The sequence below is a fragment of the Thalassobacillus cyri genome (genome assembly GCF_900107755.1).
Lineage (GTDB): Bacteria > Bacillota > Bacilli > Bacillales > Halobacillaceae > Thalassobacillus > Thalassobacillus cyri.
The window spans coordinates 63,950-79,948 of record NZ_FNQR01000009.1 but is presented as its reverse complement, the minus strand read 5'-3'; the positions used below and the strand labels follow the sequence as shown (position 1 = coordinate 79,948).

General features: G+C 42.9%; 19 protein-coding genes. 3 read left to right on the top strand and 16 right to left on the bottom strand.

Translation table 11 applies throughout. From position 1 onward, the window contains the following. The first annotated feature begins 77 nt into the window (after positions 1–77). Entirely contained in the window at positions 78–533 is a 456-nt protein-coding gene (locus BLV00_RS11980; protein ID WP_245728957.1) for a LysM peptidoglycan-binding domain-containing protein, read from the top strand. Positions 534–555: 22 nt separating this feature from the next. Further along, the gene (locus BLV00_RS11975; protein WP_093045215.1) at positions 556–1,743 is read left to right on the top strand and encodes a cation:proton antiporter; all 1,188 of its coding nucleotides are present in this window, start codon (positions 556–558) and stop codon (positions 1,741–1,743) included. A 36-nt stretch (positions 1,744–1,779) separates the two neighbouring features. Here the strand turns inward: BLV00_RS11975 and BLV00_RS11970 are convergent, their stop codons facing one another. The 4 genes from BLV00_RS11970 to mscL form a co-directional block, all read right to left on the bottom strand. Then, entirely contained in the window at positions 1,780–2,493 is a 714-nt protein-coding gene (locus BLV00_RS11970; RefSeq protein WP_093045214.1) for a DUF421 domain-containing protein, read from the bottom strand. 16 nt (positions 2,494–2,509) lie between these two features. Then, complete coding sequence (gene bcbE / locus BLV00_RS11965) at positions 2,510–3,730, bottom strand: bacillibactin exporter BcbE (RefSeq protein ID WP_093045213.1); 1,221 nt, start codon at positions 3,728–3,730, stop codon at positions 2,510–2,512. Positions 3,731–3,826: 96 nt separating this feature from the next. Then, positions 3,827–4,186, bottom strand: coding sequence for a DUF2512 family protein (locus BLV00_RS11960; RefSeq protein ID WP_093045212.1), 360 nt, complete (start codon positions 4,184–4,186; stop codon positions 3,827–3,829). A 101-nt stretch (positions 4,187–4,287) separates the two neighbouring features. Next, entirely contained in the window at positions 4,288–4,791 is a 504-nt protein-coding gene (gene mscL, locus BLV00_RS11955; RefSeq protein ID WP_093045211.1) for a large conductance mechanosensitive channel protein MscL, read from the bottom strand. A 113-nt stretch (positions 4,792–4,904) separates the two neighbouring features. Between mscL and BLV00_RS11950 the strand changes: the two genes are divergently transcribed. Continuing rightward, positions 4,905–5,123, top strand: coding sequence for a hypothetical protein (locus BLV00_RS11950; protein WP_093045210.1), 219 nt, complete (start codon positions 4,905–4,907; stop codon positions 5,121–5,123). Between the two features lie 37 nt (positions 5,124–5,160). Here BLV00_RS11950 and BLV00_RS11945 read toward each other — a convergent pair whose 3' ends face one another. The 12 genes from BLV00_RS11945 to BLV00_RS11890 form a co-directional block, all read right to left on the bottom strand. Beyond that, positions 5,161–6,792 (bottom strand): PAS domain-containing sensor histidine kinase, encoded by a 1,632-nt coding sequence (locus BLV00_RS11945; RefSeq protein WP_093045324.1) that lies wholly within the window; start codon positions 6,790–6,792, stop codon positions 5,161–5,163. Between the two features lie 99 nt (positions 6,793–6,891). Beyond that, the gene (locus BLV00_RS11940) at positions 6,892–7,341 is read right to left on the bottom strand and encodes a GAF domain-containing protein (RefSeq protein ID WP_093045209.1); all 450 of its coding nucleotides are present in this window, start codon (positions 7,339–7,341) and stop codon (positions 6,892–6,894) included. Positions 7,342–7,353: 12 nt separating this feature from the next. Then, positions 7,354–8,010, bottom strand: coding sequence for a response regulator (locus BLV00_RS11935; RefSeq protein ID WP_093045208.1), 657 nt, complete (start codon positions 8,008–8,010; stop codon positions 7,354–7,356). Between the two features lie 16 nt (positions 8,011–8,026). Next, entirely contained in the window at positions 8,027–8,680 is a 654-nt protein-coding gene (locus tag BLV00_RS11930) for a sensor histidine kinase (RefSeq protein ID WP_093045207.1), read from the bottom strand. A 19-nt stretch (positions 8,681–8,699) separates the two neighbouring features. Continuing rightward, positions 8,700–10,208, bottom strand: a complete 1,509-nt coding sequence (locus BLV00_RS11925) for a nitrate/nitrite transporter (protein ID WP_093045206.1) — start codon at positions 10,206–10,208, stop codon at positions 8,700–8,702. After that, positions 10,198–10,488, bottom strand: a complete 291-nt coding sequence (locus tag BLV00_RS11920; RefSeq protein ID WP_093045205.1) for a hypothetical protein — start codon at positions 10,486–10,488, stop codon at positions 10,198–10,200. The genes BLV00_RS11925 and BLV00_RS11920 overlap by 11 nt, the downstream gene beginning before the upstream one ends. Continuing rightward, positions 10,475–10,786, bottom strand: a complete 312-nt coding sequence (locus BLV00_RS11915; protein WP_093045204.1) for a hypothetical protein — start codon at positions 10,784–10,786, stop codon at positions 10,475–10,477. The genes BLV00_RS11920 and BLV00_RS11915 overlap by 14 nt, the downstream gene beginning before the upstream one ends. Continuing rightward, positions 10,776–10,985, bottom strand: a complete 210-nt coding sequence (locus BLV00_RS11910) for a hypothetical protein (protein ID WP_093045203.1) — start codon at positions 10,983–10,985, stop codon at positions 10,776–10,778. Before BLV00_RS11910 ends, BLV00_RS11915 begins: the two co-directional genes overlap by 11 nt. Further along, a complete protein-coding gene (locus BLV00_RS11905) occupies positions 10,975–11,499 on the bottom strand; it encodes a QcrA and Rieske domain-containing protein (protein ID WP_093045202.1) in 525 nt (174 codons plus the stop codon). The genes BLV00_RS11910 and BLV00_RS11905 overlap by 11 nt, the downstream gene beginning before the upstream one ends. A gap of 12 nt (positions 11,500–11,511) precedes the next feature. Further along, positions 11,512–12,072, bottom strand: coding sequence for a 4Fe-4S dicluster domain-containing protein (locus tag BLV00_RS11900; RefSeq protein ID WP_093045201.1), 561 nt, complete (start codon positions 12,070–12,072; stop codon positions 11,512–11,514). Then, the gene (locus BLV00_RS11895) at positions 12,073–14,241 is read right to left on the bottom strand and encodes a molybdopterin oxidoreductase family protein (protein ID WP_093045200.1); all 2,169 of its coding nucleotides are present in this window, start codon (positions 14,239–14,241) and stop codon (positions 12,073–12,075) included. After that, positions 14,228–15,271, bottom strand: coding sequence for a hypothetical protein (locus BLV00_RS11890; RefSeq protein WP_176791506.1), 1,044 nt, complete (start codon positions 15,269–15,271; stop codon positions 14,228–14,230). Before BLV00_RS11890 ends, BLV00_RS11895 begins: the two co-directional genes overlap by 14 nt. Positions 15,272–15,999 lie beyond the last annotated feature (728 nt).

Genomic DNA, 15,999 nt, shown 5'->3' with positions numbered 1-15,999 from the left:
AATCACATGTGTGAGGTTTTTGAATATCACTATGATATATCATCGAAAGGAGCAATTAGACGATGCATCCTTATAATATGCATATAAATAATAGCACTAATCCGTATGCCTATTTTACAGATCAAGCCGGCTTTCCCTGTTGGATACCTGAGCATCCGATCTATCGCGAGAAAAACTTTTATTTCATCCAACCAGGGGATAACTTATATTATATTGCTCATTTTTTTAATGTGTCGTTGCAAGACCTGATTACCGAGAATCCTGGTATCCACCCTTACTTTTTAATACCAGGTCAAATGATATCTATCCCGCTTCCCCTGCCTTCCGAGGATTGCCCGCAAATATATGCTGTAAGGCCCGGAGATACTTTCTATCATATTGCTGTCAACAACGATTTGAGCGTCAAAGACCTAATGAATGCAAACCCTGATATCAACCCTAACGCCCTTCTGATCGGCCAAAAAATATGTCTGCCCAAAAATAAATCCCGTTTCAGACGTTTATGGCGCATATTAGCGGGAATGGAAAACTAGCATTCAAAAGGGGAGGATATCTTTGTCTACTTCTCAAATCATTTTGCTATTATTCATTGGCTACCTCATCTTTACCATCGATAAAAAACAAGAGAATTTACCAGTACCGACGGTTTTGGTGATCATTGGTATCGGACTTTCTTTTATTCCTTATTTTTCTTCTATAGAAGTGACCAAGGATATGATTTATCATGTTTTCCTTCCAGCATTGTTATTTACTTCAGCCTACCGGTTTTCCCCAGATGAACTGAAAAAGAATGCTGGTATCATCAGCTTTTTAGCTACAATTGGAATCATGCTGACAGTCACGCTGCTTGGTGCAGCAATATATGCCATAAGCGGACCGTTTGTATCGCTGTCTTTCTTAGGCGCACTAATCATCGCTTCCATTTTGACACCTACAGACCCTGTCTCTGTTGTGTCGATTTTAAAAAAATCTGCTGGAGATGAAAAAATTGCTGATGTCGTCGAAGGAGAATCCTTAATCAACGATGGGACAAGCATTGTCATCTTTACCGTCCTGTCCGGAATGCTTACTCAAAGTAAGTCGTTCAGCGTTTTATCTTTCCTTGGAGAATTCTTACTCGTTTCTCTTGGAGGCGTTGTTCTTGGAGTCTTATTCGGCTGGTTGATGAGTAAAGCCGTCCACTTTACTCATAACCGTCAATATCAGGTGATGTTAAGCATCATATTAGCTTATGGTATCTTTAATATAGCAGAGCATATTGGTGTTTCAGGCGTATTAGCCACTGTCTTTGCGGGCATCATGCTTTCGTTTGAATATGGAAGAACAATTAAGGAAGACCATTTCAAAGATACGTTGGATGGATTCTGGGGCATTGCCGAACTGACTATTTTATCACTAATCTTCTTATTGATCGGCATTCAAGCAGCGAAGTCTTTAGCCTTTGGAGCGTGGGGATTTGCCATAATAATTTTTGCGGCGTCTCTGATTATCCGTTTTATAATCATCACAGGAACTACACAGCTTTTTCCCCATTGGAGAAACCGGATTTCCTGGCGTGAGGCCTCCCTGATATCCTGGTCAGGCTTGAAAGGTACCATGTCCATCTTTCTAATTCTAAGTTTGCAATCCAAAAGCTCAGGAGATGTCGGGATGATTGTTTCTCTTTCGTTTGCAGCTGTATTGATTTCTCTTGTTGTACAAAGTCTCGGCGTATCCCCGCTATCGAAAAAACTAATCAACTAAAAAAGATGCCTCCTATTTTACCAGGAGGCATGTCTTTTATTCATCACCACTAAAACTGATGTGATCTTGTCTCGTATCCAAAAAAACATTTCCTTGTCCATCGACTTGAGCGGCTATGACATCGTTTATATCTTTAATGCCTTTTTGCTTTAAAGTCTCGGTCAGCCAATTTCGACCTTTCCCTGCAGCATGCAGACTGTCTTCTAAAACTTTTCCTTGGATAATGAAAGTTTGGGGCAGTTTCTTTGAGGGTTTAACCACATTTAAATCGTTGTTGGTCGGTGACTGCATGGAAGATTTTTTTAACACACTCACCGTACCATCCGTTTCAAGAATCGCTGTATCTACTTCGCTTAAATAAAAGATATTTTTCTTTCGAAGTTGGGATAATAACTCGTCTACCGTAAAACGTACCCTCTTCATTCCATCCTCAAGAATATGCCCGTTATTCATAAGTACCGTCGGTTCACTATTGAATAACTTCCTCAAATGAAAGTTGTTGAGAGTCATATAGTCAACAAGTAATACGAGGCCCCCAAATAGAACGAGTCCTGTCAATCCTTTCATTAAAGTCAAATTGGAAGTTAAAATTATAGTTGCGGTCATGGAACCAAGGGTAATACCTGCTACAAAGTCAAAAAAAGTCATTTGCGAAATCAATTTTTTATTCAGTACTCTAGCCACCACATATAACACCGTAAAAACAACGACTACCTTGACAATAAGTGTAGTATAATCGATTTCAACCACCCTTTACGTAGATTAATCAATGCTCCAGCTTTACTTCCTTACTTTCATTGGTAGGTTTTATCGTAAAGAAAGTAACGATTACAGCTATTCCACTTAACACAGCCAAGCTGAGGTACAAGCTTGCAGGATACCTATCCATCAGGATAGCAATTACCGGGGGCCCGGCTGCCACCCCTAAAAACCTCATACTGCTATAGAGAGAAGTGATTGTACCACGGACTTCTTTATCAATCCCCTCTGTAATCAATGCGTCTAAACTAGGTAAAGAGAAACCAATGCCAAGCCCGGCAATGGAAAGTAGTACCAAAAACATGATTAAGCCTGTTTCATTTTTAATAAATAGTAGTGTGCACGCAGAAGCTCCATTCCCGAAGATAACCGCCCATTTCATAAGCAGTTTATTTTCGCCGATTTTCTTGCCGCAGATATAAGAAGCAACACAAAGAAATAAGAGAGGAATAGCGAGCACCAAACCTTTATACGCTCCTTGAATGGTATATTTAGATTCCAGCAAGGAAGAAAAATGAAAAAGAAATCCGAATAACACGAACATATTTATACAACCGATGATAAAAATAGCCATCAGCCAGCGTCCGTTATGGTGAAATACCTCTTTGATGGATTGTTTGAATTGAGAAAAACTCGTTTTTTCAGCTGTCCCGGATTCTTTAGGTACTTTTACAAACTTTAACACTAACCCAATAGCAATCAAGGATAATACTGGAATAGCTACAAACGGAATGAACCAGATTATGACTGCCAGTAGGGCTCCCAGGACCGGACTCAACACTTTTCCAAATGTATTCGATGTTTCGATCAACCCCAGTCCGGCACTTACCTGCTCTTCATCCTCAAACATATCTCCCACAGTCGGAATCACTACTGGAAAGGCACCTGCTGCACCAATTCCTTGCAAAAACCTCCCTATCAGGATAATGAAATATGGATCGGTCATCTTCCAGGCAGCAAAGGCAGACACAACACCGCCAAGCCCGGCAATGATCAAACTTGGTATAATCACTTTCTTCCGTCCCAGTTTATCGGATAAGTACCCTGCAATAGGAATCAATAAGATTGCCACTAAGGAATAAACCGTAATAATTAAGCTCGATTGGAAGGGTGATATATTAATTTCCTTCTCTATGATTGGCAGTACGGGTATTAACATGGAATTACCTAATGTCATCACAAGTGGTATGGATGCTAATGCAACGAGGTCCCACTTTTTCTTTTTCATTTTAGTTCCTCCACCTCTTCATTCATCTTCTTCTCTTATAAAACAAAGAGTGCACACGACCCATGTGCACTCTAAAGGGAACCTAACTGATTTTCTTCAGGTCGTTTGTTTGACTGGTTCCTTATTTTCATTTAACAGATGTACAAATTGCCGGTGGAATACGAATTCCACCACTGCCAACAATGCAGTGATTACAAAAATTTCTCCAGCGGATAGAGCCCATCCCATCCACTCTGCTACTCCCCAGAAGTAAATGAATGCCAGTACACCATCCGCTACCGTTGCTGTAATATTATTGCTCATTGGCAAAATGCCGCGATCACCGACAAAGTAGGCAATTACACACAAGATTAGTGCAGTAATAAGACTCTGAAAAAATGTGGCTTCTGAAAACCACATTAACAGGGGAACGATGATAATCCCATTCATTAATGCCTTTCGAATAAAGCCTGTCATTTCAAATAACCTCCTTTCCTGTTATGATTCGTCATTTAATCTTTTTCATACTTTGTGATTATATCCAAAAAAAGTAAAAAAGCATATACACGATATGCTTTTCATTTGATTCCCAGCCGGAAACCTTTACGCCCGACATTATCAGAGGATTGATTTTCTTGTTTTTTTAGTTGAGATCCGCAATTAGGACAAATATTTGCCTTTGCAGGAATAGAAGTACAGCAGTAAGGGCATTCCTTTTTAGTCATGGCAGCTACTAGATCCTGGTTGGGTTTTTTCCAATGGTTCAGCTGCCTGACGACGAGAAAAACAGCAAATAAAATAATAATGAAACGAACACAGGAAGATAAGAAAAGGCCATAATTAATGGTGGCAGCCCCTGCTTCTTTTGCTGCTGCCAATGAAGGGTATGAACCACCACTCAAGCTAATGAACAAGTCGGAAAAATTCATTTTAGCTAAAAGCAGGCCGATGGGAGGCAGTAGAATATCCGAAACAAGTGAATCAATGAAACCACTGAAGGCTGCCCCTAATACAAGCGCTACCCCTAGTTCTGCCGCACTTCCTCTTATTGCAAATTGCCGGAATTCAGTTAATAAACGCATAAAATCATCTCCTTTAGCGGCGATGGTCTTACATTTTATGAAGGAAAAAGACAAGCTATTCCTTTGAATAAAGCCTAGATAATTTCACATGTTAAGAAAAAGGAGTTGAACGTATGGCAGATCATCAAAATGTCCATGTCGAATCCTCTCCACACTTTGATGGAGAAAAAGAAAGCATCATCAACGACCCCGCTATAGCAAGAAACGGTCAAATGGGTGTTACTACTGAAAAAAAGCAAAGCTTCCATCGAACCCATTCCCAGATCCAGCTTAAAACAAGCAAGAATATGTATAAATTCGAGAAAATTATGAGAGGGAAGCGATTAAATTAAACATAAAAAGAGTCGGAAAATAATCCGACTCTTTCATTTATAAAGGAATCTCTATAATAACCTTCGTTCCCTTGCCCGGTGAAGTATGAATATCCAGTGTCCCTCCAACAGACCTTGCCCTTTCTTCCATGCTGAACAAACCTACCCCTGAAGAATATTGCCTATCATCAAATCCTTTGCCCTTATCTTCAATCATTATCCTGACTACGTCATCCAGTTCACGAATCGTTATCCATGCTTGCTGTACATCAGCATATTTACGAATATTGGTGAGTGACTCTTGAATGATCCGGTAAATCGTAATTTCTGCATGCGTCCCTAACCGTTGATCGAGTACACATTCAAACATGACATCAATACCGTAGTGATCGGAAAAGCGGTTCAGAAAGGAACGGATAGCAGGAACGAGGCCGAGGTCATCTAGCACAGATGGGCGAAGATCCCACGAAATGTCACGTACCTCTTCAATTAATTCCGTCGCTTCATCATGCATCTGGCCAATTAATGGATGATCCATTTCCGCACTCAACCGGCTGATGGTAATCAGGTGACTATAGAGGTTTTGTCCGATTCCGTCATGCAGATTGCGGGAAAGCCTGCGTCTTTCCTCTTCTTGTACATCAATGAGCCTGGTCATTGTCCGTTGCAGTTCTTCTTCTACTCGCTTTCGCTCTGTGATTTCTGAACGGATGGCTAAATATTGATAAGGTCTCCCCTTATCATTAAGGAACGGCACAATGGTTGTATCAACCCAGTAGAAGTTACCGTCTTTTGCCTGATTTCTTATTTCACCTTTCCATACTTCTCCACTACCGATCGTCCGCCATAACTCTTTGAAAAATTCTTTGGAATGGTAGCCGGAATTGATGACGGAATGGGTACGTCCGATCAATTCTTCCCGCTCAAATTTAGAAACTTGGCAGAATTGATCATTAACGTACGTAATGATTCCTTTTTCATCGGTAATCGCAACAATGGAAGATTCATCAAGGGCAAACTTTAAATCCACCAGCTCTTGCATGGATTTTTCCAGTTCATCTACGACACGTTTGAATTCTGTGATTTCCTTACGGATGGCAAGATATTGATAAGGTTTTCCTTTATTATTTAGAAAAGGCACAATGGTGGTATCCACCCAGTAATAGGTACCATCCTTCGCCTGATTTTTGATATCCCCACGCCACACCTGCCCGTTGGCGATTGTCCGCCATAAGTCTCGCATAAACCCTTTGGAATGGTAACCGGAATTGATGATCCGGTGATCTTGTCCGATCAACTCTTCTTCTGAGTACTTGGATATCTCACAAAACTTGTCATTTACGTATTTAATGATGCCTTTTTGGTCGGTGATCGCCACAATGGTCGATTCATCAAGCGCAAATTTCATATCAAGCAGTTCATTCAATACTTTTTCCGGTTCTAAATTGGAGATGGAGCTATCATTGTCAGCATGCAAAACAAGAAGCGCGTAGTCATTCCCGCCAATAGAAAACGTGTTTTTCCGTATAAATAATGGGATACGCTGTCCCTCTGTCGTCAAACCGAACTGTTGCGTAAATGTCCCCGGCTCTAAAACATCAATATTCGTCTCAGGTATCCACTTCTCTATGTGACTGCCAGTACTGCTTTCACCTGCTGCCACAAACAGTTCCTGCGCTTTCTCATTCATCGACTCGATAAAACCATTATCATCAATCACAACTGTTGCATCTTCCGTTATTTCTTGCTGACTCCCGTGCTGCGTTCTTGTGGTCACCAATTGTCCCTCCTATTCTTCAGTAAAATGGGAAGGTAAAAATGACTCCAATTTCCGCGCAACTTCCCTGAGCTTCTGTTTTTCTTGTTCATCAAACTGGCGGGCGTGCCGATAACCAATCAAAAGGGCACCTCTAGGAAGTCCGTTCCAAACTAAAGGAACCGAATAAGCGGCTACCAGCTTTTCGGCTAACATAATCGGATAATCGGTGATTTTCCCTAGAATATTTTTGGTAAAATCAGTGATTTCCATAGGCCTTGCACTGGAAATCACTTTTCCGGCAATCCCTTTTCCATATCGGACCGTGATATATTTATATTTCTCATTTCGATTTCCCATCGCGTAAGGCCAGGTAATATCCGGATCATTCCGATTCTGCAGAGCGATTCCGACAAAATCACAGGGTACATTTTGTTTAAGGCTGTCACATTCGGTCAGTACTAACTCTTTTAAATATCCCATGTCATCACGTCCCTACTGAATCCCATAACCAAGCAATCCTTTTTTCAATGCAAAGGATACCAGTTCCGGCCGTGTTTTCATTTGCAGCTTTTCCATTAAGTTTCCTTTATGGGTTTCCACTGTTTTGACACTGATCACCAGCTTTTCTGCAATCTCTTTATTGGAATAGCCTTTCGCAATCAATGTCAGGACTTCCTTTTCCCGATCGGATAATAACTGATACGTATCGGAACCGTCTTCTTTCAAATTACCCAGGTACTCCTCCATCAAACGTTTCTGGGCGGATGGATGAAGATAAGCATCTCCCTGGCATACCGAGCGGATAGCATTGACTAATTCATTATGGGGAGCACTTTTCAATACACACCCGGAAGCACCCGCCTGGATGGCACGGAATAAATATTCTTCATCATCATGCATGGTCAGGATGAGAATAGCTGTCTCAGGAAGAAGCTTTTTTAATTCTCCCGTTGCAGACAAGCCATCCTTTCCATGAGGCATGCTCAAATCCATCAAAATGGCATCCGGCTTTTCTTCCAGCGCCATTTCGATTCCTTCATTACCTTCTGATGCTTCTCCGACTACTTCCATATCCGGTAAGGAATTCAGTAACATCTTCAAGCCCATCCTCACCACTGCGTGGTCATCCACTAACAGGACTTTTATCATCCCATAACCCCTCCTATTACTGGATTGGCAAATTGATAGAAACCGTTGTCCCTTTGTCCAACTCAGAAGAAAGGTCGCATTGCCCCCCGACAAGGCGAAGCCTTTCTCTCATAGCAGCAATCCCATTAGCACGGCCGCTTTCCATCACTTCGTTCGCATCGAACCCTTTTCCAGCATCTTTAATATCTATTCTTACTGAAATTTCTCCCCATGTAAACTCGATTTTCGCATGATCGGTATCTGCGTATTTAGCAATGTTGATCAATGCTTCCTGACAGACACGGAAAGCGGCCATACTTTTTTGGTCGGAAAGAAGCTTCTCTTCCCCGCTGGAATGAACATCAATCAAAATGCCGAAAGTATTCGTGAACAGCTTCGAATAGCTTTTCATCGCTGAAACCAATCCCAATGTCGATAAGGTATTCGGATATAACTCCACAGACAGCAGCCTGACTTCCCTGATTGTCCGCTCCATCAACCCTGCCATTTCTTTGGCGTAACTTTTCATCTCCTGATTTTCGATACCGGCTTCAATGAAGTTCAATCCTGTTTGCATCGTGTACAGGTTTTGATTGATGCTTTCATGGAGCTCAAGGGCTACCCGTTTAATTTCTTCTTCCTGAGACTGAATGATATAACTGCACGCCTGGTTACCTGCTTCAAGCTCCATCTCCATCCTCCTCTATTTTTTATATGCTTTTCTGTTGTTGTTTTTCTGTAATATCCGTGAACACACCAGCATATTGAATGATTTCCCCCGAATCATCCTTGATCGCATTGATGGTCAGCCACTCTAAATAGTGTTTCCCGTCTTTCCGTTTGTTCCAAATTTCCCCTTGCCAATAACCATTCGTTTCTAAGGTGTCCCACATGCGTTGGTAAAATGCCGGGGACTGTCTGCCTGATTTCAGGATATTTGGATTTTTTCCTTCTACTTCCCCAGCCTCAAAGCCAGTCAGCTTTGTAAAGGCAGGGTTTACAGTTACGATTTTACCATTCTTATCTGTGACCATCATGCCAAGCGGTGTCGTTTCCATGATTTGATGGGAAACAGCCAGCTTATCGTGATAATACATCCAGATAACCAGAATCAAACTAGCTAAAGCAATTTGAGACAGGGCCATGAAGCCGATGGCGTAATGTCCAGTCCAACTGTAGAGAAGGGACAAAATCAAAGGCGGGAAGAAGCCGCCGAGTCCACCCATAGCGGATACGATACCGTTCGCAATACCAGCCTGCTTGTTAAAATACATCGGGACAAGCTTGAATATAATACCATTCCCTATTCCGGCAGCCACCGCGATCGTCAAACTCCCAACCGTGTACAGGTTGATAGATGGAGCAAAAGATAATAGCAGCGCCGCAACGGTAAAGCCCCCAAACACGTACATCAGTAGAATCAGGGAATGGAAGCGGTCGGCCAGCCATCCGCCAAGCGGACGTAAGAAGGTAGCGACAGCAATGAACCCTGCCGTTCTCATTCCGGCATCCACTTTATCCAGTCCAAAATTGGCCACAAGGAAGTTAGGAAGGTAGACCGTGAATGCCACAAACGAGCCGAAAGTGATGAAATAAAATAAACAGAATAACCATAGCTTTTCATTTTTATAGACGCCTTTGATCTGCTGCATTAATGGAACTTTCACTCTCGTTTCTTTTTTATCTCCAAAAAAGAAGTTCAAAAGGATGAAAATTCCTAATAGTACAAGGTAGAGTTGGACAGTGAATGACCAGCCAAAATTTGCAGCGACTACCGGCGCGGCAAAGGCCGTTATCGCTGTTCCAATGTTCCCCGCTCCGTAGATACCATTGACGAAGCCGTGGCGGCTTTTATCATAATATTTCGGAAGAGAGGTGACCCCGACCGAAAAGATCGCTCCGCCGATCCCCAGGAACAGACCGCCAATCAAAAGATCGATGAGAGAGTCAGCCACACTGATATAATAGACCGGGAATAATAACAGGATGAAACTTACCATAAAGATCAATCTTGCACCCAGTAAATTAGCTAAATATCCTAATGGGATCCGTAAAACTGATCCTAAAATAACTGGAATAGCGGTCACCCAGGCAATCTGTTCCGGAGCAATCGCAATATCTTCAGTAATAAAAGGCAGTAAGGAAGAAATTAATACCCATACCATAAAACCTGTAACAAGGTTCATCGTTTGTAATGGAAGTTGAATTTTACTTTTCATAGTGGTTTCCCTCACTTTTGATTACATAATATAGGCCGGCTTTTTGATCATACGCAGACCATTCGTTTTCTGTTTGTTTGACTTCACTGGTAAATGGAACTGCAAAAAAATAATGATCATCAAAGTAGATTCTAAGATGGGTGTTATCTGGACAATTAGCCAGCTTCTTCACTTTTTTATCCAGCCACGGAGCCATATCTTCTCCTTCTTCTCCATGGATGCAAACCTTTACGGAAGAACCGATACAGTTTTCCAAATCATTTCTATCAACGGACTCCACAAGTGCCACACCCTTTCTCTGGAGGATAGACGTGAAATTGATAGCCTTGCAAGGCCTGCCAGAATGTCTCCCCTGCCTGCGCTTCCAAATGGTCAATGACGTCTTGCTCTGATGCCCAGCTGCTCATCCCTTTAACTTCAGCAACCACAACTTCAGCATCTAAAACTGTTTTATCATCTAAGTACCAGTGGAGACGCTGTCCTTTGAATAACCTTTCGAAATTGTTTTGTACGTCGGCAGCAAGTGTGCCGGTCATCTCTCTGATAAAACAAAAATCCAGATAGGTTTCACTTTTCATAACCCTTGCTGCCTCCCTTATTTTTCTCATTTTTATAAACGAACAGTGCCACCGGGAACAATAGGATGTTCAAGCCGGCATAGAGCAATGTAACGCCATAGTTTTCATAATAATATTGGTGGACGACCAACTGCGTGAACACGATGTTCATTAACAGGATGGCTGCCAGTATGAGGACGCCGACATAACTACGCTTCATAACGTTTCACCCTTACTGCGTAAATAGCGCCATCTTTTACTTCCACTTCAATTCCTGGCAACGGCCGTCGAGGAGGTCCTGCTGTTGGGGCGCCTGTGGATGCATCGAACTTTCCGTGGTGGCACGGACAAATCATCTCTTTTTCATCTTTCACCCAATAGACCGGACATCTTAAATGTGTACAAGCATTCTGGTAAGCAACATATTTATTTTCACTGAGGCGGATCAAAATCGCGCTATCATGTTCTGTCGGAAAGGTAAATTTTACGGAGTCCCCTACTTTCACGTCTTTTACGTCTGCGATTTTTTCGTTTGGGTATTCTTTATTTCCAAGACCCATCAATTCTTTTGCAGCCACAGCTCCCCAGGGAAGGGTAGAAACGGCGAACACTCCTGCTGCACCTGCTAAAGTTTTCATAAACCCTCTGCGGTCCAGCATCCGCTCATTGTTCCGATTAATATTATGCGTATAGTTATCCTCGTCAAATGGTATCTTATTATTGCGATCGCTCATGATACTTCCTCCTTAAAAGAGTTTTTCTGTGCCCTGCAGGATACCAGGAAGGTTTACTTTGACATTGGTCTCGCCTTCCAGGTAAGGCATGCTGGTCACCCATTTGCCATTATCGAGATCATGCTGCTGTTGTTTCTGTTCAATCTCTTCTTCTGTCAGCCATTGCAACGTGTTGGATGGGCAGACACTGGCACACATAGGTGGAATGCCATCTTTCGTACGATCGATACAAAGATCGCATTTGTACATCAGGTTTTCTTCTTCGTCAAATTTAGGAATGCCATAAGGGCAGGCAATCGTACAGTTTTGACAGCCGATGCATTTCTCTACCAAAGCAGAAAGGACAGCCCCGGTTTCATGGATTTGAATCGCCTGAGCCGGACAGCTTCTTGCACAGGCCGGGTTTTCACAATGTAAGCACATCAGTGGCATTGTCTGCCGATTGACGTGAGGATTAACATCATAAACATAATTCCTATTCCGTTGTTCGTGCCCGCCGCATTGGGTACATGCGGCAAGGCAGGAACGGCATCCGATACAATTTTCTAATTCAATGTATAACCGTTTTTTCATCTAAAGCACCTTCTTAGGGTCGAGTTTTTGCATTTGTGCGGCACAGGCTTTGAATTCCGGCATTCTGGATTTTGGATCAAGTGCTGGAATCGTCAACAGGTTAATCGATTCTTCATGGCCGAAATGATATGGAACAAATACTGTATCTTTACGAATGGCTTCCGTCACTTTCACTTTATAGATGGCTTCCCCTCTCCGGGTATAAAGCCGTATTCTTTCATCATGCTCCATGTTGTATGTTGCTGCTGTTTCCGGATGAACCTCTACGTAAGGTTCCGGGCACATATCCTTCAAAAATTTGATTCTTCTTGTCTGGTTGCCGGATAAGTAATGGTATACAACTCGCCCGGTTGTCAAACGGAGCTGATACTCTTCACAAGGCTCTTCCGCTGGTGGACGGTAAGGTAAAGCACAAATTTGGGCTTTCCCATCTGCATGATAGAATTTCTTATCTAAAAACATATGTGGTGTACCCTGGTCTTCATCATTCTTACATGGCCAGAACACGCCATCCTGCTTTTCGATCTTATCCCAGGTAGCACCATAATAGTCGGCACTTCCACCCTTGGAAGCTAATCGGAATTCATCCGCGACATCCTTCGCTGTCTTCAAATGAGCGAAGTTTTCACCTTTTCCAAGACGTTCTGCAAGCTCCACTTGCATTTGCCAGTCAGGCTTGGATTCCCCTAACGGTTCCTGGGCTTTGTTGATTTTGATGATTCGTCCTTCGATATTCGTGACCGTGCCTTCATCCTCTGACCAAGTAACGGAAGGCAAGATCACATCAGCAAATTCTGCGGACTCCGATAAGTAAAAGTCAGCACAGACCATAAAGTCTAAGTTTTTCATAGCATTACGTACAAAATTCAAATTCGGTGCCGATACGGCAGGATTGGAACATAGCAGATATAGGCCGCGGATTTCTTTTTGATCCATCAATTCGAACATTTCATAGGCGGAAACACCCGCTTTCGGCATCTCTTCCGGAGTGATGCCCCATACGTTACAGACCTCTTGTACGTGCTGCGGGTTGGTGATTTTCCGGTAGCCAGGCAGCAAATCAGATTTCTGACCATGCTCCCTTCCTCCCTGGCCATTCCCCTGACCAGTGAAGGTGGCTACACCTGATTTTGGACGGCCGATTTTTCCGGTGACAAGCGCCATATTGGTATAACCAGATACATTATCTACACCTTTGTGCTGCTGTTCGATACCTCGCGCAAACATGACCACAGCATTTGGCGCTTTACCATAGATCTCTGCAGCTCTTTCAATCTTCTCTGGTGCTACACCAGTCAAGTAACTCGTATATTCCGGGGTGAATTGTCTTACCAGTTCTTTCGTTTCTTCAAAACCGTTTGTATGCTGGTTGACGAATTCTTCATCGGCATACCCTTTTTCAATTAATAAATGGACAATCCCATTTGCTAAAGCCAGGTCTGTGCCCGGTTTCAGATCAAGATGCAGGTCTGCTCTTCTTGCGATCGGAGTTTCACGCGGATCAACAACGATGATATAACCGCCCCGTTCCTGGACATTCCAAATCCGGAACATGGAAGTCGGATGGCATTCCGCTGTATTACTGCCTGCTATGAACAAGCAGTCGGTTTCATGAATGTCCGTCCAGGGAAGCGTGGAACCACGATCGACACCAAAGGAGCGGAGGAAACCGCCAGCTGCACTCGACATACAAAAACGGCCGTTGTAATCGATATAGCGTGTACCTAAGGCCACACGGGCAAACTTTCCTGTCAGATAACATTTCTCATTGGTCATGGATACACCGCTGAATACAGATAAACTGTCTTTTCCATAATTTTGCTGCAGTTCACCGAATTTCTCAGCAATCAAATCGTAGGCTTCCTCCCAGCTTGCTTCCCGGAACCCTTCTTTAGTTCCTTTTAATGAAGCATCATCACGGATCAATGGGCGAAGGATGCGGTCATCATGGTTCGTCTGCTGGTAGGCGGTAACCCCTTTCGGGCACATCTTTCCGACCGTGACTGGCCAATCGTAGCGAGGCTCCACACCGATGATTTTATTGGTCATTGTGTTGACCCGTAGGTTCATGCCGCATTGCATTCCGCAATAGCTGCAGTGTGTCTTGATCAGTTTTTCATTCGGGTGTTCGACATTTTCTATCTCTTTATAAAATTTATCCCTTTGCATTCTGGTTGGCCTCCTTGGTTTTTACCTCGTGGGTTGGAAATCCTGAGAATCTAGCGATGCGGTACTTACGCCGGCAAGGGAGACACAATTCAGCCAGATTGAATCCATCCTTCTCCATTGTGAAATCTATTTCATTGGTACCTAATACGTTGACGACATCCTGTGACTGTTCCGTTGAAACGAAACCTTCTCCACAAACTTTACATTCCTTCATCGATTGCTCGCCATAATGTTCACGGTAGTTTCGCGCAAAGACACTGAGCGGACGGAATGGAATATGAGCAAGCTTACCAAATGGCAGATAAATCAACGTAACGATGACTGAGTATTGATGGATGAGCGACATCATGTAATGGCCCGCTCCATGTAAGAACACGTTCATGAATGTCAAAATCAAACCGGTAATACTGATAAAAAGCAATAAGTAAAGCGGAAGGAAGTCATATAGGAATTTTTGTTCTGCTCTTGCCTGCATATTTTTCAAACGGCGGTAAAGAGCCATGCTGACCCCGATAATTACCATGATTGCTGTGAAATTCAATGCGTTATAAGAAAGAAAGGCAATGACGCCATCTGCCGGGACTGTCATTAAGTCGATACCCATCGCTACGATTGTGTAGTAGCCGCCTTCTTCCATCGTGAAGTACATCCAGCCGAACACGAGTGGGAAGGTAACCAGACAAGACAGGATGACACCCCATCCAATCAGCAAATGCTGGGTCCATCGGTAAATTCCCCTATTCCAAATGAATTGGTATGTAGCCAGGTGGTCAGCCGATATTTTAGGCGTTGATTTACGGAACAATAGTTTAATCCCTTTTTTGATAATGATTTTTGTCGGTGGTCTTTCTCCCCATGCAATGAATCGGTAGAAGAACCCAGCGATGAATACGAATGTACCTACCATATATCCGTACAAGTTCAAGTCGACATGTGTGAACATCCTCGTTCCAATGAACATCAGCACAATGATGGCGCTGACGGTAAGGAACATGGACTTTGCAAATTTCGAAGCAAATGCATTATTAATGGAATGAGTTGCTTTCATTGGTTTTCTTAACACTGTTTCAGCCATTTTCAATTCCCCTTCGCTTAACTTTTTTATGTGTTTGTGTGATCCCTGAAAGTTGTTAATTTAATTATAGAAAGCGAAGGTGTTTTTCGTAATCGGGGAAACTCCCCATCCTCTCCGGGAAATCCCCCTATTTATTTTTCAAGCTCAAACATAGTTGATTTTTCATAAGAGACTTATTCAATAATAGGACCGAAAAGTCGAAGACTTGATTTCGAGATATTTTGGGAGTTTAAGGTCGTTGGAGAAGGATTTGCTTTCCTGCGGGGGAACTGGCAAGCTTCCTCGGGCTATCGCCCTGTGGGGTCTCGCCTAGCTCCTTCTCCCGCGGGAGTCTCATCCTTCCCCTACTCCCTTTACCGAAAAAGATTATCGAAATCGCCTTTAAATTTACTTCCATGATTTGCGAGGAGAACCCTATTACAATGCTGAAATAATCGTATTTTCTATTTCAAAAGCACGCTATTTTTAAGATGAGTTTCGAGCTTCCTACAAACACATGGCGGCTGGGAAAACGGCGGGACTCCTCTAAAATGCCACGCATTTCCTTCGTGCGGGGTTTATTCATGATTAAAATTCAAAGTCCTGTGGGATGTACATGATTGGTGAGATCCCGCAATGCGAAGCCTGAAGAAGCTCACCACATGCCCACGGAAAGCGATCCGATTTCCCAGCCGCCATAATTG

Bases quoted from the DNA above. Each gene is read 5' to 3' on its own strand.
- BLV00_RS11980 (WP_245728957.1), top strand. From the start codon at position 78: ATGCATATAAATAATAGCACTAATCCGTATGCCTATTTTACAGATCAA.
- bcbE (WP_093045213.1), bottom strand. From the start codon at position 3,730: ATGAAAAAGAAAAAGTGGGACCTCGTTGCATTAGCATCCATACCACTT.
- BLV00_RS11960 (WP_093045212.1), bottom strand. From the start codon at position 4,186: ATGACAGGCTTTATTCGAAAGGCATTAATGAATGGGATTATCATCGTT.
- mscL (WP_093045211.1), bottom strand. From the start codon at position 4,791: ATGCGTTTATTAACTGAATTCCGGCAATTTGCAATAAGAGGAAGTGCG.
- BLV00_RS11950 (WP_093045210.1), top strand. From the start codon at position 4,905: ATGGCAGATCATCAAAATGTCCATGTCGAATCCTCTCCACACTTTGAT.
- BLV00_RS11945 (WP_093045324.1), bottom strand. From the start codon at position 6,792: ATGAATGAGAAAGCGCAGGAACTGTTTGTGGCAGCAGGTGAAAGCAGT.
- BLV00_RS11940 (WP_093045209.1), bottom strand. From the start codon at position 7,341: ATGGGATATTTAAAAGAGTTAGTACTGACCGAATGTGACAGCCTTAAA.
- BLV00_RS11935 (WP_093045208.1), bottom strand. From the start codon at position 8,010: ATGATAAAAGTCCTGTTAGTGGATGACCACGCAGTGGTGAGGATGGGC.
- BLV00_RS11930 (WP_093045207.1), bottom strand. From the start codon at position 8,680: ATGGAGCTTGAAGCAGGTAACCAGGCGTGCAGTTATATCATTCAGTCT.
- BLV00_RS11925 (WP_093045206.1), bottom strand. From the start codon at position 10,208: ATGAAAAGTAAAATTCAACTTCCATTACAAACGATGAACCTTGTTACA.
- BLV00_RS11915 (WP_093045204.1), bottom strand. From the start codon at position 10,786: ATGAAAAGTGAAACCTATCTGGATTTTTGTTTTATCAGAGAGATGACC.
- BLV00_RS11910 (WP_093045203.1), bottom strand. From the start codon at position 10,985: ATGAAGCGTAGTTATGTCGGCGTCCTCATACTGGCAGCCATCCTGTTA.
- BLV00_RS11905 (WP_093045202.1), bottom strand. From the start codon at position 11,499: ATGAGCGATCGCAATAATAAGATACCATTTGACGAGGATAACTATACG.
- BLV00_RS11900 (WP_093045201.1), bottom strand. From the start codon at position 12,072: ATGAAAAAACGGTTATACATTGAATTAGAAAATTGTATCGGATGCCGT.
- BLV00_RS11895 (WP_093045200.1), bottom strand. From the start codon at position 14,241: ATGCAAAGGGATAAATTTTATAAAGAGATAGAAAATGTCGAACACCCG.